The sequence below is a fragment of the Exiguobacterium sp. s43 genome (genome assembly GCF_018617255.1).
In the GTDB taxonomy this organism is placed as follows: domain Bacteria; phylum Bacillota; class Bacilli; order Exiguobacteriales; family Exiguobacteriaceae; genus Exiguobacterium; species Exiguobacterium profundum.
The window spans coordinates 1,668,061-1,694,124 of record NZ_JACSJT010000001.1 but is presented as its reverse complement, the minus strand read 5'-3'; the positions used below and the strand labels follow the sequence as shown (position 1 = coordinate 1,694,124).

Below are 26,064 nucleotides of genomic sequence, written 5' to 3'. Positions count from 1 at the left end.
GCATTACCAGTTTCGTTTTTGTCGAAATGTAGGATATAACTTGAACTGTCCAGATGCGGCGCGTTCAGCCGTTCGTTCGCTGATTCGCTCCTGACACTCTTGACACATATACGTTTTCGCCGGTTTGTTACGCAAGCGTTTTGCTTCAAACGACCATGAGTCGATCGTCTCGACTTTATCGCAAAGAGAACATTTTACACGCATCTTTTCACCTTCCTCTATACGATGAGTATAGCATGATTTCAACCGTTAAAAGCAGGGAATTGAACCGGTAAGGGAGAATGGTACAACCATACCCGGTGAAAAGGAGGGGAGTTGAATGGCGAGCAAGGCAACGTTTGAACTGACAGCTGCGCAAGAGCGCTTGTTGAATGACATGCCGTTAACATTTCTCGTTGGTTTTGACGAGGCAAAGCGTTGGCCGATCAGCCATGCCATCAGTTGGGTGCAAGCGTTAGATGCTGTCACGGTCCGGTTCGCATTAACGAGAAATTCCCATATCGTGACCATCTTGACGACTGAAAAGACGGCTGGCCTCATCTTTATCGAAGATGGTCAGTCCTATCATGTTTTACTCTCATCAATTCGAGAGTTCGACCCGGCGGTCAAACCAAGCCTTCATCTTCGTTTTTTTGAAGGACATGTCGAAGAAGTGAGGAACATCTCGTTTTATGGAGCAGCTTACGCACAGCCCGAAATCACGAAAACATACGATATTCGTGCGGCGGAAAAGCTTGACCGTGAAGTGAAAGAAAGTCTTCATTCTTGAATACCATCCTATATTCGAGGGGCGGCAAAGTCTATGAAAAAAACGTATGTACTTGATACGAACGTACTCCTACATGATCCGCTATCCTTATTTCAATTTGAAGAACACGACGTGGTGATTCCAGCCATCGTCCTAGAAGAGTTAGATGGGAAGAAACGTAACATGGATGAGGTCGGGCGGAACGCCCGTGAAACGTCGCGTGTCCTCGACCAGCTCCGGTCATCGGGGAAACTGCATGACGGGGTCCCGCTTGAAAACGGAGGACGTCTGTTTGTCGAAATCGGTCATGAACACCAGGTCGATATCCCGTTCGATGTCATGACGAATGATAATCGCATCTTAATGGTAGCGTTAGGATTAATGAAACAATACGAGCATGACGCGGGTCGAAAGGTCGTCGTCGTCTCAAAAGATATATTGGTCCGTGTCAAAGCGGACGCCATTGGAATTGACGCAGAAGACTACTTGACAGATCATATCGTTGACACGACGGACTTATACGCCGGCTATCGAGAGATTGAAGTCGATCAGTCGCTCATCGATGAATTTTATAAAGTCCGTCAATTGCCGACGACGGCCTTGACGAAACAAGTGCTATATCCGAACTCGTTCGTCGTCTTGAAAAGTAATGTGTCGAAAGCGAGTGCGCTTGCTGTGGTCGATTCGCTTCAACCGATTTTACGACCACTGGCACTCGATGCAGATCATATTTGGGGAATTCATCCGCGAAACGTTCAACAGCGGATGGCACTCGACCTGCTGCTTCGGGATGACATTCCGTTTATCACCTTACTTGGGAAAGCTGGTACCGGGAAGACGCTCCTTGCTCTAGCAGCAGGGCTATCGCTTGTCGAGGATGAACAGCGTTACAATAAGCTAGTCGTCGCTCGCCCGGTCGTGCCGATGGGGAACGATATTGGTTACTTGCCAGGGGAAATGGAAGAGAAGCTTCGTCCTTGGATGCAACCGATTTATGATAACTTGGAATTTTTATTTAATGCGAATTCAAAAGACGAGCTCGGGAATATTCTAGCCGGTATGAAATCGATTCAGCTCGAGGCGCTCACCTATATTCGAGGTAGAAGTATGCCGGACCAGTTCATCATCATCGATGAGGCACAGAACTTAACGAAGCACGAAATTAAAACCATTCTCACCCGAGTCGGTGAAAACTCGAAAATCGTACTCGTCGGCGACCCGTATCAAATCGATCATCCGTATTTAGATGAGTATTCGAACGGATTGACGTACGCGGTGGAACGCTTCAAAGGACAAAACGTCTTCGGGCACGTTCAACTCGTGAAAGGGGAACGTTCATCCCTTGCACGATTGGCGGCTGATTTACTATAAGCGATATACACAAATAACGCCGAGTTTCGCACTCGGCGTTATTTTGTATCGAGTTGTAGTGACTGAACGTTCGTCCGTTCTAAGAAGGCATTTGAGATCATAATCAATCCCGTGAGGATGAACAGGGCAGAAAATCCGAAGTGTGCCACGATTTGGGATCCAAATAACGGTCCGAGTAGATTCCCCATGAACTGAGCGGACTGATTGTACGAAAAGATCCGGCCGGTCGCAGAGACCGGCGTATGTTGGCGCAGTAGCGATTGTACGGACGGCATTAAGGCAGCCGTTGCGAATCCGATTCCGAAACGCAACAAAATGAGTTGAGTCGTTGAGGTAACGAATGCTTGCGGAATCAAGAATAGGCTATAGAGGAGCAGTGCCCAAAACAAGATGCGTTCTGCCCCATATCGGTCTGATAACCGTCCGAGACGCTGCGCCGAAAAGAGAGCGGCCAGTCCCGGAGCGGAGGCGACAATCCCTGCCATGAAGGCGAGAGCGGTTGTGCTCGGATTCAATTCACGTACGTATAATGTCAAGAGCGGTCCAATGGATTGTGTCGAGAACTGAATGAGGAATGTTGTCACAAACAGCCCGACAATCAACTGAGGATGTCGCAGTGAGGCGAAAATCGATTTCATCGACGCGAGTTCTTCACGTTTCACTGGGACAAAATCTTCTTTTACGAACCAAAGCGTGATGAGGAAAGTCAGGAAGAGTGCACTTCCCGTAAAGAGAAAAACGGATCGAAGCCCAATCCAGTCTGCAAGCAATCCACCAATGAGGGGACCGAGTAGACCACCAGTGATTCCACCGGTTGACAGGGTACCGAGCGCCCAGCCACTTTTCTCTTTTGGGGTTTGGGATGCGACTAACGTGATGCCGGCTGAGATAAATCCGGACACGGCACCCATGAGTAAACGCAATCCGACGAGTTGATACACGTCTTGGACGAAGCTGATAAGAAACATGACGATGGCCATCCCGAGACTGGCTCGGATGAGCATCAGTTTCCTTCCTTTTCGGTCAGCCAAGCGCCCCCACATCGGAGAAACGATGGCAGCTACGAGGAACGTCGCGCCGAAGGCGATCGCAGACCAAGTGACGACGTGGTCCGGATCCTTTACCCCGAGTTGTTCGATGAACAATGGGAGGAATGGTAGGACGAGACTCATCGACGCAGCGGTCAAGAAGCTACCGATCCAAACAACCATTAAGTTTCGTTTCCATAGAGGTATCGTAAGCGTCACGACCTTTCTTATTTAATTGGTAATCAACACTCTATATACTACACTTTATGAACTAAAAAGTCCAAAAAAAGAGAAGGTGTGAACCTTCTCATTAATTGCTTAATATGGTGATATGATTGACTTGGCGAATGACCTGATCCTCATATAATACATAGACAGGTCCGTCGGTAAGTACTTTTCCGTCTTTTGAAAATTGTAAATATACTTGTGCTGCCTCGCTGAGCGATAGAGTCAATACTGTTTCCCCGTAAAAACGGACATGCGTCGCAAGTTCAATCGGTTCGGCATTGTTTAAAAATGGCGCGAGCGGCATGGCGAACGAGTCGCGTAATGCTGCATCTTTGTCTTGTCGTGACATCGGTTTATTGTGGTCGATTCGAGTTCCTTGTGACAATCCGTCATCCCATGCTTTCCCCATTTTCGCATAGTATGCCTCACGGTCATTCTCCGTCACCGAGTCCAAATCTTCAATCTTCCGTTTTCGTTCGTCAAAAATCCATACGGTCGGGTCAATCGTCAGACTGTGGCGAACCGCTCCATCAAGTGGAAAAATCATGCTTATATCCCCCTTCATACACATTACACGTTTCATTATAGCGCTCTTTCTCGTAAAATGGAAAAGAGGGAGAATGTCGCGTTCATTCATACTGTACATTGAATTATGATGAAAGATAATGTACAGTTGAGTTATGACAAACAGTCTGTCATCGTACGGAGGAGGGGTCGTAGTGGCGACAAATTTGGCTGCAATCCAACGGGAGCAAGCGCTTCAATTACTCGAGGCGGATGCTGAAAAAATCCGTTGTCTGATTGAAGTGCAGTTAGAAAACCTAAAAATGCCGAAGTGCCCGCTTTATGAAGAGGTGCTTGATACACATATGTTTGGACTATCGCGCCAAATTGATTTTGCGGTTCGTCTTGGACTCATTTCAGACATTGAAGGTAAAGGACTGCTCGATTCATTGGAACAGAAGTTGTCTGCTTTGGCAGAAGCTTCAGAATTATGAACCTTATACTCAAACTGTGCAAGTGGCGCTGTTTGAGTATTTTTTTATAAGGGTTGTCGGATTGTTTTACATAAGGAAGTGAATACATGAAAACACGGTTTCGGTATTTTGATTTTGCGTTGTTTTTGTCAGTGCTCTTACTCGTCGGGCTAAGCTCCATCATGATTTATAGTGCGAGTGTTTGGAATCGTGGGGATTACGCGAATAGTAGTTTATTCTATCGCCAGCTCGTCTACGTTGGCATTGGAATCTTTGTCTATTTGATTGCGACATTGTTCCGATATGAGATGTTTCGGAAAAAAGGCATTCGCCTCGGTCTTTATGCGCTCTCTGTCATCTTGCTGTTTGTCACGTGGGCGATGCCTCCATTGAATGGGGCGAGAGCTTGGCTCATCATCGGAGGAATGACCATGCAACCGGTCGAGATTGCGAAGTTCGTTCTCATCATACTGCTTGCGAACTACTACCATGAACTATGGAATAATGAGTTGAAAGGACTCCCTGGTCGATTGGCGCGGGCCGCTATCACGAAAAAAGGGTTGCGTGCACAAATCGGCGCCTTCTTTTTAGTGCCTGTCCTCTTTTACTTTTCGTTTTATGCGATCGCAATCAATGGACAGCCGGATATGGGGGGGCTATTCGTCCTCGGTTCCATCATGTTGCTCATGTGGTTCGGTGTCGGGGCGCCGCTTCGAATTTTGATTCCAGGGATTTTAGCTGGGGTTGGTACTGTATTCGTATTGTTCACGACCATCTTTTCGGAGAATCAACGAAGTCGGATTGAAGTCGTGTTCAACCCGTTCATGGACCCGGAAGGATATGGACACCAATTGCTCATGTCGATTATCTCAATTGTACATGGTGGATTGACTGGAGTCGGACTTGGGAACAGTTTTCAAAAGTATGGATATTTGCCAGAACCAGAAACCGACTATATCATGTCGATCATTGCGGAGGAGTTAGGATTCCTCGGTGTATTGACGGTTTTAGTCCTACTCTTCTTCATCGCCTTTCGCGCGATCCATATCGCCAATCATGCGGATAGTCACTTTGCGATGTTCGTATCGTTTGGGATTGCATCACAAATCATTATCCAGACGGCCATCAACATCGGTGCGATGTCCGGTTGGTTCCCAGGGACAGGCGTAACCTTGCCACTGGTCAGTTATGGAGGAACATCGCTCATCATGATGATGGGTGTTCTCGGGGTGCTCAGTAGTATCTCGATGCGTAACCGTCATCGAGAAGCGACACGACGAGAAGAAATTCGGGTGAAGTCAGAAGAAAACGTTCAACGCTCATCGCTTCACGTTGTCAGGTAAGGAAACGAACAAACTTCATTAACGGGGGGATTTCATTTGAAACCAATTAAAAAGTTACTTGTTGCAAACCGTGGGGAAATTGCCATTCGCGTATTTCGCGCGGCGACAGAGTTAGGCATTCGAACGGTAGCTGTCTATTCGCAAGAAGATAGCGGCTCCTTACATCGCTTTAAAGCTGATGAAGCCTACTTGATCGGTGTAGACAAAAAACCGATCGATGCGTACCTCGATATCGAAGACGTGATTCGAATCGCTAAGGAGTCAGACAGTGATGCGATTCACCCAGGGTATGGTTTCCTTTCAGAGAACATTGAACTCGCACGACGTTGCCGTGAAGAGGGCATCATCTTTGTCGGACCGCATGAGTCACATTTACATGCGTTCGGGGATAAAGTACGAGCACGTCAGAGTGCGATTGCTGCGGGTCTTCCTGTCATCCCGGGTTCGGATGGACCGCTCACATCATATGAAGATGCTGAAGCATTTGCGAACGAGCACGGATTCCCGCTCATGGTCAAAGCTTCGATGGGTGGCGGAGGACGCGGAATGCGTGTCATTCGAACAGAAGCGGAAATGAAAGATTTGATTGAACGTGCAAAGTCAGAAGCAAAGCAGGCGTTCGGTTCTGACGAAGTGTACATAGAAAAACTCGTCGAACGTCCGAAACACATCGAGGTGCAAATTCTTGGGGATGAGCACGGTCACATCGTTCACTTATTCGAGCGTGACTGTTCGGTTCAGCGCCGTCACCAAAAAGTTGTCGAAGTGGCGCCGTGTGTGACATTGTCTGATGCATCGCGCCAAGCGATTTGTGATGCGGCGGTCCAACTCATGCGACACGTCGGATACGTCAACGCCGGTACAGTCGAGTTCTTGGTGACAGAGGATGAGTCGTTCTACTTCATCGAAGTCAACCCGCGCATTCAAGTGGAACATACGATCACAGAGATGGTGACGGGCTTTGACATCGTTCAAACGCAATTGATGATCGCGCAAGGTGAGTCGCTCCACGGCGATATGATTCAAATGCCGAAACAGGAAGAGATTAAACTTCTCGGTTATGCAATCCAATCACGTGTTACGTCTGAAGACCCAGGCAATAACTTCATGCCGGACACAGGGAAAATCATGGCTTACCGTTCTCCGGGTGGCTTTGGTGTTCGTCTTGACGGTGGGAATGCGTATGTCGGTGCAGAGATTTCACCGTACTACGATTCACTTCTCGTGAAATTGTCCACACATGGCATGACATTCGAACAAGCGGCCTCGAAGATGGTTCGAAACTTGAACGAGTTCCGGATTCGTGGAATCAAGACGAACATTCCGTTCTTGATTAACGTCATGAAGCACCCGAACTTTATCAGTGGAGATTACAACACGTCATTCATCGATGAGACGCCAGAACTGTTCGTCTTCCCGAAACGAAAAGACCGCGGGACGAAACTGCTGAACTATATCGGGGATGTGACAGTGAATGGATTCCCAGGTGTTGGTCTGAAAGACAAGCCGATCAGCCGTTCGGTGCGAATCCCGCACGACCTCCCGGCAGAAGCGAAGCCAGGGACGAAACAAATTCTTACAGAGCTTGGACCGGACGGCCTCGCCGACTGGATCAAACGTCAACCGGAACTGTTGTTGACGGATACGACGATGCGAGATGCGCATCAATCGTTGCTCGCGACGCGCATGCGCACACAGGATATTCTAAATATCGCCGAACCGACAAGCAAACTCATGCCAGAATTGTTCTCGGTCGAGGCATGGGGCGGAGCGACGTTCGACGTCGCCTACCGATTCTTATCCGAAGACCCATGGGTACGTCTCATGAAGCTTCGTGAGAAGATGCCGAACGTCCTAATTCAAATGTTGCTACGCGGTGCGAATGCGGTCGGATATAAAAACTATGCAGACAACGTCATCGAGAAATTCGTACACGAAGCGGCATATGCCGGAGTCGACGTGTTCCGAATCTTTGATAGTCTCAACAACCTTGAGTCGATTCAATTGGCAATCGATGCGACGCTTCCAACTGGGAAAGTGGCAGAGGCAGCCATCTGTTATACGGGAGACTTGTATGATGGTAACCGTCCGAAGTACCATCTTCCGTATTATATCGACCTCGCGAAGAAACTTGAGGCGAGTGGTGCGCATATCTTGGCAATCAAGGATATGGCAGGTCTATTGAAGCCGGAATCAGCCTATGCACTCGTATCGGCATTAAAGGACGCCGTGGACTTACCAATCCACTTGCATACACACGATGCTTCCGGTAACGGGATCTTCACATATGCTCGCGCGACAGATGCCGGTGTCGATATCGTTGACGTTGCCGCGAGTTCGATGTCAGGGATGACATCACAGCCTTCAGGTGGAAGTTTGGTTTATGCGCTCAACCACCACGAACGTCAGCCGAAAGTCGACCCGAAACAATATGAAATCATCAGTGACTACTGGCAAGACGTGCGTCACAACTATGAACCGTTTGAAAGTGATATGCGTGCATCGAATCCATCCGTGTACGAACACGAGATGCCAGGTGGGCAATATTCAAACCTCCAACAGCAGGCGAAAGCGGTCGGACTTGGAGACCGCTGGGCAGAAGTCAAGGCGATGTATGCCCGAGTCAACATGTTGTTCGGGGACATTGTCAAGGTGACGCCGTCATCTAAAGTTGTCGGTGATATGGCGCTCTTCATGGTCCAGCATAACTTGACGGAAGAAGATGTGATGACACGAGGACATCAGTTGGACTTCCCAGACTCGGTCGTCGAAATGATGCGTGGTGAATTAGGAACGCCTCCAGGTGGATTCCCGAAAGATGTGCAACAAGTCATCTTGAAAGGGGAAGAGCCATTAAACGTTCGTCCTGGTAAATTGATCAAACCGTATGACTTCGAATCGGCACGCCAAGAACTATTCGAAAAATTCGAGCGACCGGTGACGGACTTTGAACTTCTTGCTCATGCGCTTTATCCGAAAGTGTACGAAGACTATATCAAACATACAACGACATACGGGGACGTCTCAGTGCTCGACACGTTGACATTCTTCTACGGATTAAACGTCGGTGAGACAATCCAAGTTGAAATCGAGACTGGAAAAACGTTAATCATCAAGCTTGTACAAGTGAGTGCAGCGAATGAAGATGGCATCCGTCTCGTCTCGTATGAGATGAACGGGGTACCACGTGAAATCGAGATTAAAGATGTCAATGTCAAATCGGCAACGACAAGCCGTCCGAAAGTCGATCGTTCGAACGCCAAACAAGTCGGTGCATCGATGCCGGGGTCTGTCTTGAAAGTATTGGTCGAACCAGGAAGTCGAGTTCATCGTGGGGAGCAGTTGCTCGTCACAGAAGCGATGAAGATGGAAACGACGATTCAAGCGGCACAAGATGGTGAGATTAAGGCCATTCATATTAAAGAAGGCGACACAATACAAAGTGACGACTTGTTGATTGAATTTGTATAATCAAAAGAAGCATAGCGCGCTATGCTTCTTTTTTGTAGATGGGAGTGGAGATCATGAGACGAGTATGTTGGTTTCGTTCGGATTTTAGACTGACCGATAATCATATGTTACACCGTGTATTGAAAGATATGGAGGAAGGCGATGACCTAGATTTCGTCTTTTGGTTGAATCCGAAATACTGTGACCCGTTCGAGGTACGGCATGACTATTTCTTCTCGACGATGCGAGCGTTCATGTATGATTTAGATGCGAAAGGGTTAGGGCTTCGCGTCCTTGTCGCAGAGACGGAGGATGCGTTCGTGAAACAGCTCGGGGAGATGGATGTGCTCTATTTTAATGCGGAGTACGTGGAACCGTTCAAACAGCGGGATGACCGTGTGATTGAAGCACTTGGTGAAGAAGTAAAAGTTGTGCGACTTCTGGATCGTCACCTGTTTCATCCCGATGCGTTCCGTACAAAAAGTGGCGATCCCTATAAAGTTTTCACCCCGTTCAAAAAAGCGGCGTATGCCGAACAGCCGCCCGCACCGTATGAGGTTGATGTCGATCGTTTATCTCAGTACATCCGTTCAAAGAATGAACAACCGAGTGAACTGAAAGATCTATTCAAACGATGTAATCGTGAATGGAAAGGGCTAGGGGAAACGGAAGCGAAGAAACGATTGACCCACTTCGTCAATGATCGCATGGTCGATTATGACGAGAAGCGTGACATTCCGAGCATCGCCGGGACGAGTCGACTATCTCCTTATTTACGGACAGGTGTGTTGTCGATTCGCACCATCACCGAACAAGTGTTGTCGGCGAGACGATCAAAGGGGCGTGACACGTATTACGATGAGCTGTTATGGCGTGAATTTTATTACATGGTCATGTCAAAGTTCCACGGATTGAAAGATCAACCGTTCAATGATAAATACAAGTCACTTGAATGGGAGGACAATGAAGAGCAGTTCGAAAAGTGGTGTAACGGGGAAACGGGGTATCCAATCGTCGACGCGGCGATGCGTCAGTTGAACGAGACCGGGTGGATGCACAACCGCCTACGCATGATTGTCGCATCTTTCCTATCGAAACATCTCCTTCTCGATTGGCGAAAAGGGGAACGGTATTTCGAGCAAAAGCTGATCGATTATGAGGCAGCGTCGAATATCGGGGGATGGCAATGGGCGGCCTCAGTCGGGACGGACGCTGTTCCGTATTTCCGTATTTTCAATCCGACGACGCAATCCGAGCGATTTGACCCTGATGGGACGTTCATCCGGAAGTATGTGCCGGAGCTGAAACATATAACAGATAAATCGATTCACTTTCCGGACCCGTCAGAGCGAGACAACTATGCCATGCCAATCGTCGATCATAAAGAAGCGAGAGAGCGTGCCCTCGAACGATTTAAAGCATTGTAAACTAAAAAGCGCCGCGGCGCTTTTTAGTTTGGTTATCCGTTCATGTTTTTCAATTGTGCCCCGTCTTGTCGCGCTGTCGACCGATACGCGTGATAAGAGAGGTATGACAGGATACCGAAGTAGCACGTGATCAAGAATGCGTGAAGGAGCGGAACGTAAGTCGCGTGTCCCCCAAGAACGATCCAAGCACCTGTACCGACTTGAAGTAGGATGAAGAAAAGAGACGCCCACATACCGCGCTCAATCAATCGGTTCATTTCTTTTCGGGCAAGATAGAGTACATACAACGTGTACAAAACGAGAATACCCGCCATGATGCGATGTCCCATCTGCACATACGACTCGAACGTCCAGACGTTCTGCTCACAAATCGGCCAACCGACACATGCGTATGTAGCACCGAGGTGACGGACGTAGGCTCCTGTGTACACGACGATCATCGTATAAATTGAAAGACCGTAAAGATGAGATCTTAATCGTCTCGATACGACTTGATGTTCCCGGTCACCTTCGAATAACAGAATCGTCAAAATGAGTAACGACGCGAACGACACGAGAGAAATTCCAAAATGAAGGGCCAGGATGGCATCCGACTGTTGCCAAATGACCGCGCCCGCTCCAATGATTGATTGGATGAGCATAAAGATAAATGCGAGAAACGCAAAGATTTTCACATCGACCCGATGTTTGACCGCGATGAACGTCCAAATGGCGAGCGCAATGATGAGAAGACCTTCAATACCGGAGACTACCCGGTGACTGTATTCAATCATTGTTTCAACACTGGGATTGGTTGGGATTAATTTTCCATGACAGAGTGGCCAGTCCGTCCCACAACCATCTCCTGAATCCGTCTTCGTCACGGTTCCACCCATGATGAGGACAAGCATCATCCCGAGGGTGACAAACCCTGAGAAAAACGCGAGTTTTTTATGCATGCAATACCACCTGCTTCTAATCGAAATCCGTTAAAAAATGTACCTTGTTTATTTATATTTTTTTCGCCATACTTATTATACGGCTTTCCGTTCAAAAAACGAAATGGAAAAGCTTGCAATCGTTATCAAAAACGTTATTCTAATATTAGTAAAGCACATAAGGTGTGACAAATATCACACTATTGACACAAAAAACTCGCTATTTTACAAGCATAAAGGGCGTATTTTATAAAAAAATATGGTATCTTTGTAGAGAGTTAAGTGTATTTTGTTCATATTGTGTTTTTTCTGTGAAGAGAATGCGAGGATTTCGTGATTATGTGGGGGGGTCAGTATGACAAAAGTCAACCCAGGGATGACGGTAGATGTAGAGTATACAGAATCAACGTCATTCCGAGATTACGTCGCCTTAGCGAAAATGGGAATTGTTCGCGCCAACCTGTTGTTGGTGTTTGCAGGATTCTTCGTTGCAGCGACGTACCAGAGCGATACGCCAGTCCTTTACTTGTTTGAAGTTTGGCCACAGCTCTTATTAACGATGTTAGGAAGCGCACTCGTGATTTCGGGGAGTTGTTACCTAAACAACTTTGTGGACCGAGATATCGATTACTTAATGGATCGTACGGACAATCGACCGAGTGTAACCGGCAAGATTTCAGGAGAGAAGATTTTACTCCTTGGATTGACACAACTTGCAATCGGAACACTACTATTGCTCCTTGTATCGTACGTTGCCGCAGTATTCGGTTTAATCGGGGCATTTTTTTATGTCGTGATTTATACGATGTGGCTGAAGCGTACGAGTACGCTCAATACAGTCGTCGGTAGTATTTCGGGAGCCGTTCCACCGCTCATCGGTTGGGCAGCACTAGATCCGGCACTTCATATTGATGCGTGGCTCATGTTCCTTGTCATGTTCTTATGGCAACCACCTCACTTCCTGGCGCTCGCCATGCGACGGACGGAAGAGTATCGAGCGGCAGGCATTCCGATGCTTCCGGTCGTGAACGGATTTGCCATCACGAAACGGCAAATCATCTGGTGGATTGCGACGCTGATTCCGGCATCGCTCTTATTTATGCACTATGGTCTTGTTTACTTGACAGTCGCAGCCGGTTTAGGGGGCTACTGGTTGTATCTCGGATTGAAAGGATTCAACGCCGAGGACGAAATCAAGTGGGCAAACAAAATGTTCTTCTATTCATTAATTTATTTAGTCGTGTGGATTATCGCGCTGATTTTGACAGCACTCTGGTGATCGCACTCACTATATAGAAAACCATTACACATCATTTTGGGAGAAAGTGGGGATTGTTGTGAAATCATTTAAGAAGCTTCTGTTTGGCATCGTCCCGATGATGATGTTCGCAGTCCTGTTATCAGGTTGCGGTCAAGAGGGATTGTCTGCATTGAAGCCGATGGGAGAAGGGGCTGAGCTTCAGCTCCGCATCATTCTCATCAGTTTGGCGATCATGCTCTTCGTACTCATCATCGTATCGGTCATTTACGTGTACGTGCTCATGAAGTTCCGTCGGAAAGATGAATCGATTCCGAAGCAAGTTGAAGGTAGCAGTACACTCGAGATGATTTGGACAGTCGTTCCGATTATCCTTCTCATCATTCTCGCTGTTCCGACAATCACGACGACTGTCGAACTCGCGAAAGCGAAAGAAGCGAAAAAAGAAGAAGAAATCAACGTTACAGCTAACTTGTACTGGTGGGAATTTGAATATCCAGAAGCAGGTGTTGTGACAGGGCAAGAGCTCGTCATTCCAGTCGGAAAACGAGTCGGCATCAACTTGACGTCGAAAGATGTCATTCACTCATTCTGGGTACCGGCTTTATCTGGTAAGACAGATACGAACCCAGGACTTGATAACGAAATGTGGTTACATGCAAATGAACCAGGTACTTACTACGGGAAATGTGCTGAGCTTTGCGGTCCGTCACATGCCCTTATGGACTTTAAAGTCATCGCGCTCGAGCAAGAAGAATATGATCAATGGCTCGCTGACATGAAAGCTAAGCAAGACGAGAACGGTGAGAATCTCGTCGCAGACAACACAAACTTGACTACAGGTGAGCAAGTGTATGTCGAAAGCTGCTTGAGCTGTCACGGCGGCGGTAAAGTGGCACCAAGTTTAACGAACTTCGGTGATCGTGAATGGCTCGCAGGTTACCTCGAAAACAACGAGGACAACTTGAAAGAGTGGATCCGTGACCCGCAAGAGAAAAAACAAGGGGCTCTTATGCCAGGATTCAATGAAGGTCAAATCAGCAACGAAGAATTAGATGCACTCGTTGACTTCTTGTATGAGCAGAAGATTGACTAACGGGAAAAGGGGGATTTCACGTGGCACAGACCACTGCAATGCAGCAATCGCGTAAATACAATGGCATCATGGATTGGATTACGACGGTTGACCACAAAAAAATCGGTATTTTGTATTTGTTCTCAGGAATCTTCTTCCTCCTTCTCGGTGGAATTGAAGCATTACTGATTCGTTGGCAACTCGTCAAACCAATGAACGATTTCGTCAGCGGTGAGACATTTAACCAGTTGATTACGATGCACGGGACGACGATGATCTTCCTAGCGGCCATGCCGATGCTATTCGGTTTCATGAACGCCGTCGTACCACTTCAAATCGGGGCACGCGACGTTGCGTTCCCATTCATTAACTCATTAGGTTTTTGGTTGTTCTTCTTCGGTGGAGTCATGCTTAACTTGAGCTGGTTCTTCGGAGCAGCACCAAACGCAGGGTGGACGGCTTACGCTCCACTTTCAACACAACCGGAAGCGACAGGGGTAGACTTTTACGCTCTCGGTCTTCAGATTTCAGGTTTCGGTTCATTGATGGCCGGGATTAACTTCCTCGTCACCATCTTGAACATGCGTGCGCCAGGAATGAAACTCATGCGTATGCCACTCTTCACATGGACGACTTTCGTTGCATCGGCATTGATCGTCTTCGCATTCCCACCACTTACGGTCGGATTGTTCATGTTGATGTTCGAGCGACTCTTCGGAGCTGCTTATTTTGACCCGGCACTTGGCGGGAACGTTGTCATCTGGGAACACCTTTTCTGGATCTTCGGTCACCCGGAAGTATACATCTTGATCTTACCGGCATTCGGTATTTTCTCGGAAATCATTCCGACATTTGCGCGTAAACGTCTCTTCGGTTACACGACGATGGTCTTCGCGACAATGCTTATCGGTTTCCTTGGATTCATGGTTTGGGTTCACCACATGTTCACAGTCGGTCTTGGTCCAGTTGCCAACTCGATCTTCGCTGTTGCAACGATGGCGATTGCCGTACCAACTGGTGTTAAAATCTTTAACTGGCTCTTCACACTGTGGGGCGGTCAAATTAAATTCAACGTGGCCATGCTTTACTCTGTCGCGTTCATTCCTTCATTCCTCGTTGGTGGGATGACAGGGGTTATGCTTTCAGTCGCACCGGCTGACTATCAGTACCACGACAGCTACTTCGTTGTCGCTCACTTCCACTACGTTATCGTAGGTGGGGTTGTATACGGTCTCTTCGCAGGACTTTACTACTGGTTCCCACTCATGTTCGGAAAAGCCCTTTCTGAAAAGCTTGGATACTGGCAGTTCTGGTTGTTCTTTATCGGGTTCCACTTGACGTTCTTCCCGCAACACTTCCTCGGATTGTTCGGTATGCCACGTCGAGTCTTCACATACCTCGATGGTCAAGGTTGGGATACACTCAACATGCTCTCGACAATCGGTGCATTCTTCATGGGTGTGTCAACGATTGTCTTGCTCATCGCTGTTGTGAAAGCCTTCTTGTCAAAAGACCGCGTCAAACCAGACCACTGGGGAGACGGACGTACGCTTGAGTGGACACTTCCTGTTCCGACTCCAGAGTACAACTTTGCACAAACACCACTCGTCAAAGGACTTGATACGTTCTGGCTCGAGAAAATGGCAGGCAACAAACGCGTGTCAGTCGCTGAGGAAGTTTCGGACATTCACATGCCGAATAACTCGCTCATTCCGTTCTTCATGTCACTCGGCCTCTTTATCGCAGGACTCGGTGCCATCTTCCAGATGGATAACACGGTCGTCGGTTGGTCATTGATTGGATTTGGATTAGCGATGACGTTCGTCTCGATGTTCCTACGTTCTTGGATTGACGATCACGGCTACTACATTCCGAAGTCACAAGTCGAAGCAGACTTGAAAGCGATTCGTGAGAAAGGAGAACAATAAATGGCACATGCAGTTGAAAAACACCCAGTGACCGGTATCCCGGCCAATCCAGAGAAAGCAACACTGGAAGGGAAAAATAAATATGTGGCCTTCTGGTTCTTCCTTGGTGGAGAGACAGTCCTCTTCGCCTCGCTCTTTGGAACATACGTTGGTCTCTTGAACTCTGGTGCGCCAGAGGAATTACGTTCGTATAACATTTTCGAAATGGAGCTCGTCTTCATCATGACGATGCTCCTCCTCACAAGTTCACTTACAAGTGTCCTTGCGATGATGAACATGAAGGCAAACAATCCAGGGCGTATGAAGCTTTGGTTGATTGTGACGCTCCTTCTTGGTGCCGGATTCCTTGGTGCTGAGATTTACGAGTTCATTCACTACTACCACATCGGTCACACGTTCACGTCGAGCGCATTCGGTTCAGCCTTCTATACGTTGGTTGGTTTCCACGGCGCGCACGTAACGTTCGGTCTTCTTTGGATCACGACGCTCTTGATTCGTAACTGGAACCGTCCGATCGATGTATACAATGCACCAAAGTTTTATGTATCGAGTCTATATTGGCACTTTATCGACGTTGTTTGGGTCTTCATCTTCTCAATCGTCTACCTCTTAGGGATGGTGAACTAATATGGAAAAACGAGTAATGAACGAATCTCACAAGCAGTTAGAGCTTGAAGTAAAAGCAGAGTCGAAACGTGAGTATCAGCTTCAATTAATCAGTTTCGCGATGATGATTTTACTCACATTCGTGGCATTCGGCGCCGTCTATGCGGAATTGATGCCGGTGTGGGCAGCAGGTGGTTTTTTAATCATCTTGGCGGTCATCCAAGTCTTCCTACAGTTATATATCTTCATGCATATGAATAACCGTGGGAACACGTGGATCGTTGGCATGATGTGGCTAGGTATCTTTGTTGCCATCATCACGGTCGCTGCACTCCGCTTACTCATTTGGTAATTGTGACAAAGGATTGAACATCTGTGGAAACACGGATGATTCGGTCCTTTTTCCTTTACTTCAAAAATGAATGAATAGTAATCTTGAAGTGAACGGTTTCAAAGGTTAGGGAGAGAAAGAAAAGGGGTGAACGGATGCTCTGGAATACGTCGGAGCTGCTCAATCAATTTGATTGGCTCACGTTATGGAGTCCGCTGTTCGGATTGCTCATGGTCGGGATTTATGTGTTATACGCCGTCGTGACAGAGAGAATGGCGAAGCGAGGATATGCCTCGACCACGTTATTACAAAAGTTTAGTATGTTGTTTGCGATTGTCTTGTATTACATCGGTTTTGGAAGTCCAATCGATGTCATGGCACATATCATTTTATCGGTGCATATGTTCCAAATGGTGCTCGTCTATATTTTGGCACCGGCACTCGTCGTTTACGGTCTACCGCACTGGGTGTTTGAAAAAGTACTTAGCTTCAAATGGATTGGGCCGATGTTCAAGTTTTTGACGAAGCCACTGATCGCGCTCATTTTATTCAACGCATTGTTCTCGATTTACCATATGCCGGTCGTATTCGACTACGTCTTGACGAACTACGGCGTTCACCGTATTTTCCACGGTGCCCTTGTCGTCTTTAGTTTGACGATGTGGTATCCGGTCATCGTTCCACTCGTCTCAGACGAAGAGGAAGGCATGTCCGATTTGAAACGAATGGTGTACATTATCGCCAACGGGGTCTTACTGACACCTGCCTGTGCGCTCATCATCTTTAGTCAAACGACACTCTATAATGCATACACGGACCCACAGACGTTTGCGACGGTCCTTGGATACTGTCTCCCGAATGGTGACGTTTCCGGAATTGATTTAGAGGCGTTGATGGGAGCGACGAACAGTGCGCTCGAAGATCAACGTTTCGGTGGGGTCCTCATGAAACTCGGTCAAGAGATCGTGTACGGCTTCTTCTTCGGCTGGACGTTCTTCGGCTGGGTGCGTCGGACGAAGTCACTTGCTCTTGATGAAGGCATGTCATTCACTCCGCAAGAAACAAATGAAAAAAATTAAACAGAACATAAAGGGGAAACATTGATGAACTATCTTGCCTTAATTAGTGTGTCATTCATCGTCATCAGTGCGATTCTTGTCGCCATCGGATGGGTGATTATCGCAAAAGACCGCAGCAACATCGAAAAACATAAAAAGGTGATGACGGCCGCAGCGATTGCAGCGACGACGTTCTTCATCCTTTACGTCTCGCGTACCATTTTTGTCGGTAACACGGCATTTGGGGGACCGGATTCAGTGAAGCCGTTCTATCTTGGTTTTATGATTTTCCATATTCTTCTCGCAACCACAGGTGGTATCCTCGGATTGATTACGCTCTATCTCGGTTATAAAAACAAAATCGAGAAGCACCGGAAAATCGGTCCAAAAGCGTCAGTCGTCTGGTTCTTCACGGCCATTACGGGGGTGACGGTTTACATTCTTCTCTATGTGGCATATGACCCAGGTGAAACGACGAACGTATTCCGCGCGATAATCGGAGGATGATCCATAGAGAGGGAGAGCTGTATGAAACGGAATAGCTATTTGACGGTCGGTTTGACCGTCTTGACGCTTGTCGTCATCGGAGTAGCCGTGTATTTTGTTTTCTTCAATCAAGACGACCTACCCGTCATTCAAGAGCCAACCCCGTTCACATTAACGAACGCATTAAATGAAGAGACCTATAATTCCGACAACGGAAAAGTGAAGATTGTGACGTTCTTCTATACGAACTGTCCAGATATTTGTCCGCTCACGTTACGTGATTTTATGAAACTCGAAAAAGAATTGAAAAAAGAGAACTTATACGGCTCGGACGTAGAACTCGTCGCGATCACGGTTGACCCGGAGGTGGATACCGTGCCCGTTCTGAAAAATTACGGGGAAGCATTCCAAGCAGAGCCGACTGGATGGAAGATGTTGACGGGAGACCAGGTAGACATTGACCGAATCACACGTCAGCTACAGTTCTATTATTCGAAGGCGAACAGCGGACTCGTGACGCATGCGACGACGATGTACGTCATCGACCGCCATCATGATGTCCGTGCTGTCGCGCAGATGGCGACGGCAGGGGATGAACCGGTCGATATCGAATCTATCATGGAGGACGTTAAAGTGCTCGCGAATGAAAAGGAGTGATCACCATGAACGATACGATGGCTGTGATTGGGAATGACTATTCATACGGAGACGTGACGATTGCGGAACGGGCGATTGAAGATTTGATCGCGTGTAGCGCAATCGAATTCGGCTTGAAAGAAGTGAAAGTCGTCTCTCGCTCGAAAGACCACTATGATTATCAAATCATTGCACCATTAACACTCGTCGAGGCAGAGCGATTGTACCGCTATGTTCGAGACCAATTCGATTTATTGCTCGGTCAAGTCGATGTGACATTGACCGTCATTGCGGCATGATATAAGGGAGGACCCGTAAAGGGCCTCCTTTTTTATATGCTCGACGCTACGTTTCTTATGACTATATCTTCCAGAAGTGAACTTTGCTATACTAAATAGTGGAGTCGAACTAATGTTCGCTTTTTAGAAATGGAGGAGGACAAATTATGCAGAACCAAGCCTTAGTCGTTATTGACATTCAAAATGACATCACGAAAAATTACAAAGCAATCATCGACAACATCAATAAAGCGATTGATTGGGCGGTCGAAAAGAAGTTACATATCGTCTATATCCGTCATGAGAATTTATCAGCAGGGACGAGAACGTTCAAAACAGGAACGCGAGGAGCGGAATTAGCACCAGATTTGAAGCTCGCGTCCGACCACGTGTTCACAAAGTACAAGGGCAACGCCTTGACGAGCGAAGCGTTTGTGACGTTCATTGCCAAGCATCACATCGATACGTTTTATATCACTGGGGCTGATGCGACCGCCTGTGTGAAGTCGACTTGCTACAATCTGCGGAAATCTGACTATGCGGTTAGCGTCTTGTCGGATTGCGTTACGAGCTACGATTTGAAAAAACTAGAAGATATGATTATGTATTATAAGAGTAAAGGTTGCGTGATCATCGAATCAAAGGACTTGTCGGCGTAAGTTGCCTAACAACGTTTAACTCGCCCATAAGAAAAACCCCTTCGCTTATGCAAGGGGTTTGACTTCTAATGTTTCTGCGAGTGCTTTTAGACGGCGCTCACAGTCGCGGACGATTTCTTCTGGGAAGACTTCATCGTATTCAACACCGTGTGGATAATAATGCTTTCCTAAAATCGGTGTAAGCATTTTGACAACAGCGTGACGATCTTCGATTTGACCTTCGATCGCGTATACAGGTAAGCGAAGATAGAATGTTTCGCCAGTCGATTGTTTCTCATATTTCATGTCATACGTGGCACGCTCGTAATCCCAAGCACCTTCACGGATGAAATGATGATGATCCATGATCGTCTCGAGCAAACCAAAACGGATTTCTTTTCCCTCGATGTGGAACTGCTCAAATTTCATCATAATCCCCCTTTTCGAATAAACCTCATATGTCATCATACCATATTCAAAAACGTTCTTGGAATAACGTGTGTTCAAATTGTGAAAAAAAGATGAACGATTAATCAGCCGAGTGAATTTAAGTATTCCTCGATTTTTTGAGGGAGTTTCACGCCAAGAGGTAGCAGTCCTTCTGATCCGAAAAAGACGTTGAATTCCAAAATGTAAAATCCTTCTTCCGTCACGATAACGTCAAACGCTGCGTGATTGATAGATAACGTGTTGGCAATCGATTGAACTTCTTTGATGACGTCTTCCGGGATGTCTTCGTACGAGAAGTTAGCCCCTTGAGCGACATTGTTTAAAAAAGCCTCGCTGACACGCCAATAGGCACCGACTACCTCTTCTCCAATCACGATGATGCGTAAGTCGCGATCATTCGGGATGAACTCTTGGACATAGAACGTATCATGATTCTCGACGTATTCTAACCAGTCTTGGTCATTTTTGATTAACCATACCCCTTGACCCATTGAGGATTTGGCTTTTTTGGCGACGAACGGGTAGTGGAATTCTTCCAACACGCGTTCAATCGTGTATGGGTTCTTTCCATAAATCAATGTCTTCGGAATCCGATGCGGATATGTCGCTTTAAAGGCGCGCGTCATCTCGATCTTGTCGTGCCCGAGGTGATAAGTCGCAGGTGATGGGAAGATTGCTTTATTCATCCCGTAGATGATGGAATTGACCATCCAATACTCAGGGAACAGGACGAGGTCGGCAGCGCGAACCTTATCGAGCTGATCGAAATAATATTCGGGTTTCGCATAATCCGTCTTGATACCGGCCGATCGGATCATATTAAAAGAAACTTTTTTCATACGTAGACGCATAGGTTGCGTCTGTTCACTTCCTTTCTACATGGAACGCCTTGCGGTCAACTTCAATTATAGTGTGGATTGCTTACATAGGGAAACAATTGTGGTAAAATCATGGCAGAAAGGGTGAGGGGTATGATAATCACTGAACAGACGATTGCCCTGCTCGATCAAACAGAAGAATTGACCGATTTGATTGAAGCAAGCGAATCGTTTCAAACATATATTCAAACGAAAGCGGCACGTCTCGCATCACAAGAAGCAAAGGAAATCGAGCGTGAGTTCTTGAAGATGAAAGAGGACTATGAGTATGTCCAGCGATTCGGAAAGCATCATCCGGACCACGACCGCATCAAAAAAGAGATGCATCTCATCAAACGTCGTCTCGATGTTCAGCCGGAAATCGCTGCGTTCAAAAAAGCGGAACGAAGCTTGGATAAGTTGTTAGGGGAAGTGAGTGAACTATTGGCTCATTCAGTCTCTCCTAAAATCAAGGTCCCGACCGGTAATCCATTCTTTGATGAAGGTGGATGTTCTGGTGGAGGTAGCTGCGGAGGAGGCGGAAGTTGTGGATGCGCCGTCTAAGTTGAATGAACGGATTGGCTTCGTCGTATACGTGAATTCCTTAAAACAAGTGAAAGCGTTAAGACGTTATGCGAATCTTTACTTTGTCTCAAAACGAGAAAAGTATGCGTTTCTTTATACTGACCTCGAAGGTCATGAAGCCGTACTCGAACAAGTGAAAGCATTGCCGTTTGTGGAAGCGGTCGTTCGAAGCGAACGCCCATTCATTTCCGAAACGTACGAGACAAAATCGAAATAAACAAAAAGATGAAGGTGGCATCACCTTCATCTTTTCTGCTGGAGGGAAAGACATGCGTGTCATATCTGGAGAACGAAAAGGGACCCGTTTAAAAGCGGTCCCAGGAACGGCGACACGGCCGACGACCGATAAAGTGAAGGAATCGTTATTCAACATTATCGGACCTTATTTTTCAGGCGGGAAAGCACTAGACCTTTACGCGGGCAGCGGTGGGCTCGGAATCGAGGCGTTATCACGAGGTTGTGACGAAGCTATTTTTGTCGATCGTCAACCGAAAGCCGTCCAAACGATTCAAGAGAACTTGCGAGCGACCCATTATGAAGTAAAAGGGAGAGTATATCGTCAAGACGCCAAGGCGGTACTCGAACAACTCAAGGTTCAACAGGAACAATTCAAGCTCATCTTTATGGATCCTCCTTATCATGCGGAAGAACACGTGGCGTTCTTACAGCTGATCGATGAATCAGATTTGTTGATCGATATCGGCGTAATCGTCTGTGAACACGGTAGTGACGTGACATTACCGGAGCGGGTGGGACGATTTGAACGAATTAAAGAACAGCGATACTCAGATGTCATCACCATCAGTTTCTATGAGTACGCATCGGAGGAGTGACACGATGAAACGGATTGCGATTTGTCCGGGTAGCTTTGACCCAATCACAAACGGACATCTAGATATTATTGAACGAGCGGCGGCCATTTTTGACGAAGTCATCGTGGCTGTCCTTGAAAATTCAAGCAAAGCCCCATTATTTGATGTGGAGGAAAGACTTGGACTGATTCGAGATGTGACGACACATCTGCCAAACGTGTCGGCTGACGCGTTCGGGGGATTGCTTGTCGAGTATGCCGCAGAGCGGGAAGCGGCGACGATCGTCCGTGGGCTCCGTGCAGTCTCAGATTTCGAATACGAGCTTCAAATCGCATCAATTAACAAAAAGTTGAATGAGAACGTCGAGACGTTGTTCATGATGACGAATAGTCAATATTCGTTCCTCAGCTCGTCGATTGTCAAAGAAGTGGCGAAATATGGTGCATCGGTCAGTGAACTCGTACCGGAACAGGTTGAAATTGCCTTGCGTAAAAAGTATCAAGTGAGTTCGGGACAATGAAATCGTTAAAAATCGGTCTCGGTCTACTCGTTACAGTGCTTCTCTTCCTGTTCGTCCCACTTCCTTACTATATCTCTTCACCCGGAGCAGCGACCTCAATTGAAGAGTTCCTGACCGTCCAAGGTGGCGAAAAAGAGGATGGGGAACTGATGATGGTGACAATCTCCCAACGCCGTGCGACTCCGTTTTGGTTAGTTGAAAGTTGGGTGACCCCGTTCACGGAAGCGAATTTATCCAGTCGCTATTTATACGATGGGGAGAATGAGGCAGACTATGAACGTCGCCAACAATTATTGATGGACTCTTCTCAACAAGCAGCAATCCAATACGCCTATCAATTAGCAGCTCAAGACGTGACGGTTGATTTCGAGGGAATTTATGTATCTGCTCCGATTCCTGGGTCCCTTGCGGCCAATGTGTTGAAGCCGGGTGATGTCATCACGGCCATCGATGGGATGTCCTTTGCCACTCGCGTCGACTTTTTGAATCGCATATCGGAATTTGAGGCGGGCGATGAAGTGGAGTTGACGATTGAACGAGACGGCGAAGAACGTGTCGTGCAAACGCTCATTCAGCCGATCGATCAAAGCGGGGATCGTGTCGGAATTGGAATCTATGAACCACTTCCCGTTCAAGAAATCACGGCTGATCCTGAAGTCGATGTCGCTTTGACGAATGTCGGCGGTCCATCTGCAGGATTGATGTTCACGTTAGAAATTTATGATCAATTGACGCCAGGTGACTTGGCAAATGGAAAACGGATTGCCGGAACCGGAACGGTCGATGAGGAAGGGAATGTCGGACCTATCGGAGGTGCATGGCAGAAAATTGTCGCCGCCGACGAGGAAAGAGCGGAAGTCTTCTTTGTGCCGGCCGGTTCAAATTATGAAGAGGCGCTGGAATCACGAGACCGCCTAAACAGTGACATTGAAGTCGTCCCTGTAAAGACGGTCGAGGATGCGATTCGTTATTTAGAAGAGATGAACTGAGGGCGTTGCCGGTGCTCGATCAATGCATCATCTTGAAGCGGGAGTCGATATGCTTCGGTGACACGAGCTTCAAAATCGAGCCGGGCATCGAACTTACTGACGAGTTGCACGTCTTCCTTCACATCTCGTAACGCATGTCGTCCGAGATCGTTGAAGGCGAGCGGTCTCACGTAAGGGACTTCATCAAAGCGTGTCGGTGCCTCGACTTTTAACCAGTGAAGCAGTACGGCGACGAACGCCCGCTGAATGGCGGTACGCGTGTAGCGACGTGTCGACACGACAGCAAGTGCACGTTCGAATGAAGGCTCGACTCCCGCCTGCTTAAGACGAGGTGCGAGAGAAGCATCAATTCCTACGAGCTCCGTCAATGTGTGGAGTGGCAAGGTTCTCAGTTTGAATTGTAAGACGGGCCAATAGTGTTCCCAATGTGTCATCGGTTGTGTCCGAAACATCGCTTCAGTCGATGCCGGAACGGCACGAACTTCACCGGTGTCTAGGTAATGAGCCCGAATACCCGTTGCCGACATGACGTCCATTAATGAAGGATCATGATAATCAGCCCCGAGCCGTTTGACTGTATGTAACTGAATCATCTTTGCTGCTTTGGCGTAATGATAGCCCAAAATGTTGTTTGGTCGCGTCAAATCAAATGAGGGATAAACGGTCCGGAAAGCTCGACTCGAAGCTTGAGCGGACGAGTGTCCTTCATGTAATGCTTCTTGAAGCGCCTCTTTGTAACGTGACGTCTCTTCGACATGTGAACGGGCTGCATGGAGGATTGCATCTATATCCCCGCTCTCACTCCCGAACGATAGCGTCTGGCAACGGAGCTGTTCAGCAATCGAGACGGAGGCTTTAGCGAAACGGTCGGCGCGTTGGACCCCGTATTGGGTCGGTAGCTCGATGACAAGATCGATCGCACCGCTCTCGACGGCAGCCTTAGCCCGTTTCCACTTGTCGAACGAGGCGGGTTCGCCCCGTTGAGTGAACTGGGCACTCATGATGGCAATCATGACATCAGCTCCGGTTTCGTGACGTGCAGTTTGCGCTTGATAATAGTGCCCGTTGTGAAACGGGTTGTACTCTGCAATAATGGCCGTCTTTTGCATGATTTACTCCTTTGCATTGTCGTATGGATTGGTGTAAGATGAGTAAGTACGCTTTGGCAAAGCGCCGTCGTCAACTGATTTTAGTGTAAAGAAAAAACATTGACAAAACAAGTTGGCCTATCTATAATTCATATTGTTGCAATTGAGGTGATTCGGATGAAATGGTCTATTGCACAGCTACTTAAGCTCCGAAACCAGGGTGACGGTTTTACAATCGATGAGATGGTAGAACTACCAGAGCTGACTCAGCTCCATCCGGATATCCGTTCGATTCGCCCGGTGCATGTGCACGGGGATGCATCGTTCACATCTAATCAAGTTACATTCAATCTGAAGATTCAAGGTGACCTGACGTTGCCAGATGCGCGAACGTTAGAAGATGTCACTTATGAATTCGATATTGAATCGCTCGAGCCTTTCTTTTTGGAGAATGGGCGTTATACGGAGCAATTCGATGACGTGAATTTGCCAGAAGGAAATACAATCAGTCTTGTACCGATTGTAAAAGAGCTCATCATGTTAGACGTCCCGATGCAAGTTTATGGGAACGAAACAGACAAAACTCAGGTTGAAGGAGAAGGCTGGACGCTCACTGACGAACAGCCCGAAGCCCAACCAAAAATTGACCCGCGTTTCGCGGGACTAGCCGACCTGTTCTCGAAAAAAGAGAACGAGGAAGGTTAACTTATCAAGGAGGTGGACAACGATGGCAGTACCATTCCGTAGAACGTCGAAAACTCGCAAACGTCTTCGTCGTACTCACTTCAAACTCAACGTACCTGGTATGAACGAGTGCCCGAACTGTGGCGAAATGAAACTTTCACACCGTGTTTGCAAATCTTGCGGACATTACAACGGTAAAGAAGTAACAAGCAAATAATGCTTGAAGGAGTGACCTGTTCTCAGGTTACTCCTTTTTTGTTTGTCATTTTTGGGTCATGGTGAAAAGATGTGGTAAA

The 26,064-nt window shown here is 47.4% G+C and carries 30 protein-coding genes; 23 read left to right on the top strand and 7 right to left on the bottom strand.

The genetic code is table 11. The annotated features are described in order from the left end of the window. Positions 1–3 precede the first annotated feature (3 nt). A complete protein-coding gene (locus tag KNO79_RS08695; RefSeq protein WP_015881271.1) occupies positions 4–204 on the bottom strand; it encodes a YlaI family protein in 201 nt (66 codons plus the stop codon). A 115-nt stretch (positions 205–319) separates the two neighbouring features. Between KNO79_RS08695 and KNO79_RS08690 the strand changes: the two genes are divergently transcribed. After that, positions 320–769, top strand: coding sequence for a PNPOx family protein (locus KNO79_RS08690; RefSeq protein WP_074037365.1), 450 nt, complete (start codon positions 320–322; stop codon positions 767–769). A gap of 33 nt (positions 770–802) precedes the next feature. Beyond that, on the top strand, positions 803–2,119 hold the full coding sequence (locus KNO79_RS08685) for a PhoH family protein (RefSeq protein WP_214691099.1): 1,317 nt from the start codon (positions 803–805) through the stop codon (positions 2,117–2,119). A 38-nt stretch (positions 2,120–2,157) separates the two neighbouring features. Here KNO79_RS08685 and KNO79_RS08680 read toward each other — a convergent pair whose 3' ends face one another. Together KNO79_RS08680 and KNO79_RS08675 are read right to left on the bottom strand one after the other, a co-directional pair. Next, entirely contained in the window at positions 2,158–3,330 is a 1,173-nt protein-coding gene (locus tag KNO79_RS08680; RefSeq protein ID WP_230872793.1) for a multidrug efflux MFS transporter, read from the bottom strand. 127 nt (positions 3,331–3,457) lie between these two features. After that, positions 3,458–3,922 (bottom strand): hypothetical protein, encoded by a 465-nt coding sequence (locus KNO79_RS08675; RefSeq protein WP_159562039.1) that lies wholly within the window; start codon positions 3,920–3,922, stop codon positions 3,458–3,460. A 172-nt stretch (positions 3,923–4,094) separates the two neighbouring features. On the opposite strand from KNO79_RS08675, the gene KNO79_RS08670 reads away from it, so the two are divergent. The 4 genes from KNO79_RS08670 (at position 4,095) to KNO79_RS08655 (ending at position 10,572) form a co-directional block, all read left to right on the top strand. Beyond that, positions 4,095–4,373: an Fpa/YlaN family protein gene (locus tag KNO79_RS08670; RefSeq protein WP_015881276.1), complete on the top strand. Its 279-nt coding sequence runs from the start codon at positions 4,095–4,097 to the stop codon at positions 4,371–4,373. A gap of 86 nt (positions 4,374–4,459) precedes the next feature. Further along, positions 4,460–5,695, top strand: coding sequence for an FtsW/RodA/SpoVE family cell cycle protein (locus KNO79_RS08665; RefSeq protein ID WP_214691098.1), 1,236 nt, complete (start codon positions 4,460–4,462; stop codon positions 5,693–5,695). Between the two features lie 36 nt (positions 5,696–5,731). Beyond that, positions 5,732–9,166 (top strand): pyruvate carboxylase, encoded by a 3,435-nt coding sequence (locus KNO79_RS08660; RefSeq protein WP_074037361.1) that lies wholly within the window; start codon positions 5,732–5,734, stop codon positions 9,164–9,166. Between the two features lie 53 nt (positions 9,167–9,219). After that, positions 9,220–10,572, top strand: a complete 1,353-nt coding sequence (locus KNO79_RS08655; protein WP_214691097.1) for a cryptochrome/photolyase family protein — start codon at positions 9,220–9,222, stop codon at positions 10,570–10,572. Positions 10,573–10,604: 32 nt separating this feature from the next. On the opposite strand, the gene KNO79_RS08650 is transcribed toward KNO79_RS08655, so the two are convergent. Then, positions 10,605–11,510: a COX15/CtaA family protein gene (locus KNO79_RS08650; RefSeq protein WP_214691096.1), complete on the bottom strand. Its 906-nt coding sequence runs from the start codon at positions 11,508–11,510 to the stop codon at positions 10,605–10,607. A gap of 334 nt (positions 11,511–11,844) precedes the next feature. Here KNO79_RS08650 and cyoE point away from each other — a divergent pair, with 334 nt between their 5' ends. From cyoE to KNO79_RS08600, 10 genes are all read left to right on the top strand, one after another. Continuing rightward, complete coding sequence (gene cyoE, locus KNO79_RS08645; protein WP_074037356.1) at positions 11,845–12,768, top strand: heme o synthase; 924 nt, start codon at positions 11,845–11,847, stop codon at positions 12,766–12,768. 97 nt (positions 12,769–12,865) lie between these two features. Beyond that, the gene (coxB, locus tag KNO79_RS08640; RefSeq protein WP_214691281.1) at positions 12,866–13,843 is read left to right on the top strand and encodes a cytochrome c oxidase subunit II; all 978 of its coding nucleotides are present in this window, start codon (positions 12,866–12,868) and stop codon (positions 13,841–13,843) included. Between the two features lie 38 nt (positions 13,844–13,881). Continuing rightward, positions 13,882–15,750 (top strand): cytochrome c oxidase subunit I, encoded by a 1,869-nt coding sequence (gene ctaD, locus KNO79_RS08635; protein ID WP_214691280.1) that lies wholly within the window; start codon positions 13,882–13,884, stop codon positions 15,748–15,750. After that, the gene (locus KNO79_RS08630) at positions 15,751–16,377 is read left to right on the top strand and encodes a cytochrome (ubi)quinol oxidase subunit III (RefSeq protein ID WP_015881284.1); all 627 of its coding nucleotides are present in this window, start codon (positions 15,751–15,753) and stop codon (positions 16,375–16,377) included. It begins immediately after the preceding gene. 1 nt (position 16,378) lies between these two features. Further along, positions 16,379–16,708 carry a cytochrome C oxidase subunit IV family protein gene (locus KNO79_RS08625; RefSeq protein ID WP_031421543.1) on the top strand — a complete coding sequence of 110 codons (330 nt, stop codon included), beginning with the start codon at positions 16,379–16,381 and terminating at the stop codon, positions 16,706–16,708. A gap of 134 nt (positions 16,709–16,842) precedes the next feature. Further along, positions 16,843–17,766: a cytochrome c oxidase assembly protein gene (locus tag KNO79_RS08620; RefSeq protein ID WP_214691095.1), complete on the top strand. Its 924-nt coding sequence runs from the start codon at positions 16,843–16,845 to the stop codon at positions 17,764–17,766. Between the two features lie 24 nt (positions 17,767–17,790). Continuing rightward, positions 17,791–18,252: a DUF420 domain-containing protein gene (locus KNO79_RS08615; protein ID WP_015881287.1), complete on the top strand. Its 462-nt coding sequence runs from the start codon at positions 17,791–17,793 to the stop codon at positions 18,250–18,252. Between the two features lie 21 nt (positions 18,253–18,273). Next, the gene (locus KNO79_RS08610; protein WP_214691094.1) at positions 18,274–18,888 is read left to right on the top strand and encodes an SCO family protein; all 615 of its coding nucleotides are present in this window, start codon (positions 18,274–18,276) and stop codon (positions 18,886–18,888) included. Between the two features lie 5 nt (positions 18,889–18,893). Further along, positions 18,894–19,166 (top strand): hypothetical protein, encoded by a 273-nt coding sequence (locus KNO79_RS08605; RefSeq protein ID WP_074037351.1) that lies wholly within the window; start codon positions 18,894–18,896, stop codon positions 19,164–19,166. Positions 19,167–19,312: 146 nt separating this feature from the next. Next, positions 19,313–19,804, top strand: coding sequence for a cysteine hydrolase family protein (locus KNO79_RS08600; RefSeq protein WP_214691093.1), 492 nt, complete (start codon positions 19,313–19,315; stop codon positions 19,802–19,804). Between the two features lie 45 nt (positions 19,805–19,849). Here the strand turns inward: KNO79_RS08600 and KNO79_RS08595 are convergent, their stop codons facing one another. Together KNO79_RS08595 and KNO79_RS08590 are read right to left on the bottom strand one after the other, a co-directional pair. Beyond that, complete coding sequence (locus KNO79_RS08595) at positions 19,850–20,212, bottom strand: YugN family protein (RefSeq protein WP_015881291.1); 363 nt, start codon at positions 20,210–20,212, stop codon at positions 19,850–19,852. A 104-nt stretch (positions 20,213–20,316) separates the two neighbouring features. After that, complete coding sequence (locus tag KNO79_RS08590) at positions 20,317–21,072, bottom strand: ATP-grasp domain-containing protein (RefSeq protein WP_074037944.1); 756 nt, start codon at positions 21,070–21,072, stop codon at positions 20,317–20,319. Between the two features lie 132 nt (positions 21,073–21,204). Here KNO79_RS08590 and KNO79_RS08585 point away from each other — a divergent pair, with 132 nt between their 5' ends. From KNO79_RS08585 to KNO79_RS08565, 5 genes are read left to right on the top strand one after another with little or no spacing between them, the layout of a single operon-like run. Continuing rightward, positions 21,205–21,654 (top strand): YlbF/YmcA family competence regulator, encoded by a 450-nt coding sequence (locus tag KNO79_RS08585; protein WP_015881293.1) that lies wholly within the window; start codon positions 21,205–21,207, stop codon positions 21,652–21,654. Next, complete coding sequence (locus tag KNO79_RS08580) at positions 21,638–21,892, top strand: YlbG family protein (RefSeq protein WP_143406649.1); 255 nt, start codon at positions 21,638–21,640, stop codon at positions 21,890–21,892. The genes KNO79_RS08585 and KNO79_RS08580 overlap by 17 nt, the downstream gene beginning before the upstream one ends. 52 nt (positions 21,893–21,944) lie before the next feature. Continuing rightward, the gene (gene rsmD, locus KNO79_RS08575) at positions 21,945–22,508 is read left to right on the top strand and encodes a 16S rRNA (guanine(966)-N(2))-methyltransferase RsmD (protein ID WP_214691092.1); all 564 of its coding nucleotides are present in this window, start codon (positions 21,945–21,947) and stop codon (positions 22,506–22,508) included. 4 nt (positions 22,509–22,512) lie between these two features. After that, complete coding sequence (coaD, locus tag KNO79_RS08570; RefSeq protein ID WP_015881296.1) at positions 22,513–23,007, top strand: pantetheine-phosphate adenylyltransferase; 495 nt, start codon at positions 22,513–22,515, stop codon at positions 23,005–23,007. Next, complete coding sequence (locus KNO79_RS08565) at positions 23,004–23,996, top strand: SepM family pheromone-processing serine protease (RefSeq protein ID WP_214691091.1); 993 nt, start codon at positions 23,004–23,006, stop codon at positions 23,994–23,996. The genes coaD and KNO79_RS08565 overlap by 4 nt, the downstream gene beginning before the upstream one ends. Here the strand turns inward: KNO79_RS08565 and KNO79_RS08560 are convergent. Then, complete coding sequence (locus KNO79_RS08560) at positions 23,975–25,105, bottom strand: tRNA(Met) cytidine acetate ligase (RefSeq protein WP_074037342.1); 1,131 nt, start codon at positions 25,103–25,105, stop codon at positions 23,975–23,977. The genes KNO79_RS08565 and KNO79_RS08560 overlap by 22 nt on opposite strands. Before the next feature lie 156 nt (positions 25,106–25,261). On the opposite strand from KNO79_RS08560, the gene KNO79_RS08555 reads away from it, so the two are divergent. Further along, positions 25,262–25,789 (top strand): YceD family protein, encoded by a 528-nt coding sequence (locus tag KNO79_RS08555; RefSeq protein ID WP_015881299.1) that lies wholly within the window; start codon positions 25,262–25,264, stop codon positions 25,787–25,789. A gap of 22 nt (positions 25,790–25,811) precedes the next feature. Then, on the top strand, positions 25,812–25,985 hold the full coding sequence (gene rpmF / locus KNO79_RS08550; RefSeq protein WP_015881300.1) for a 50S ribosomal protein L32: 174 nt from the start codon (positions 25,812–25,814) through the stop codon (positions 25,983–25,985). Positions 25,986–26,064: the final 79 nt, after the last annotated feature.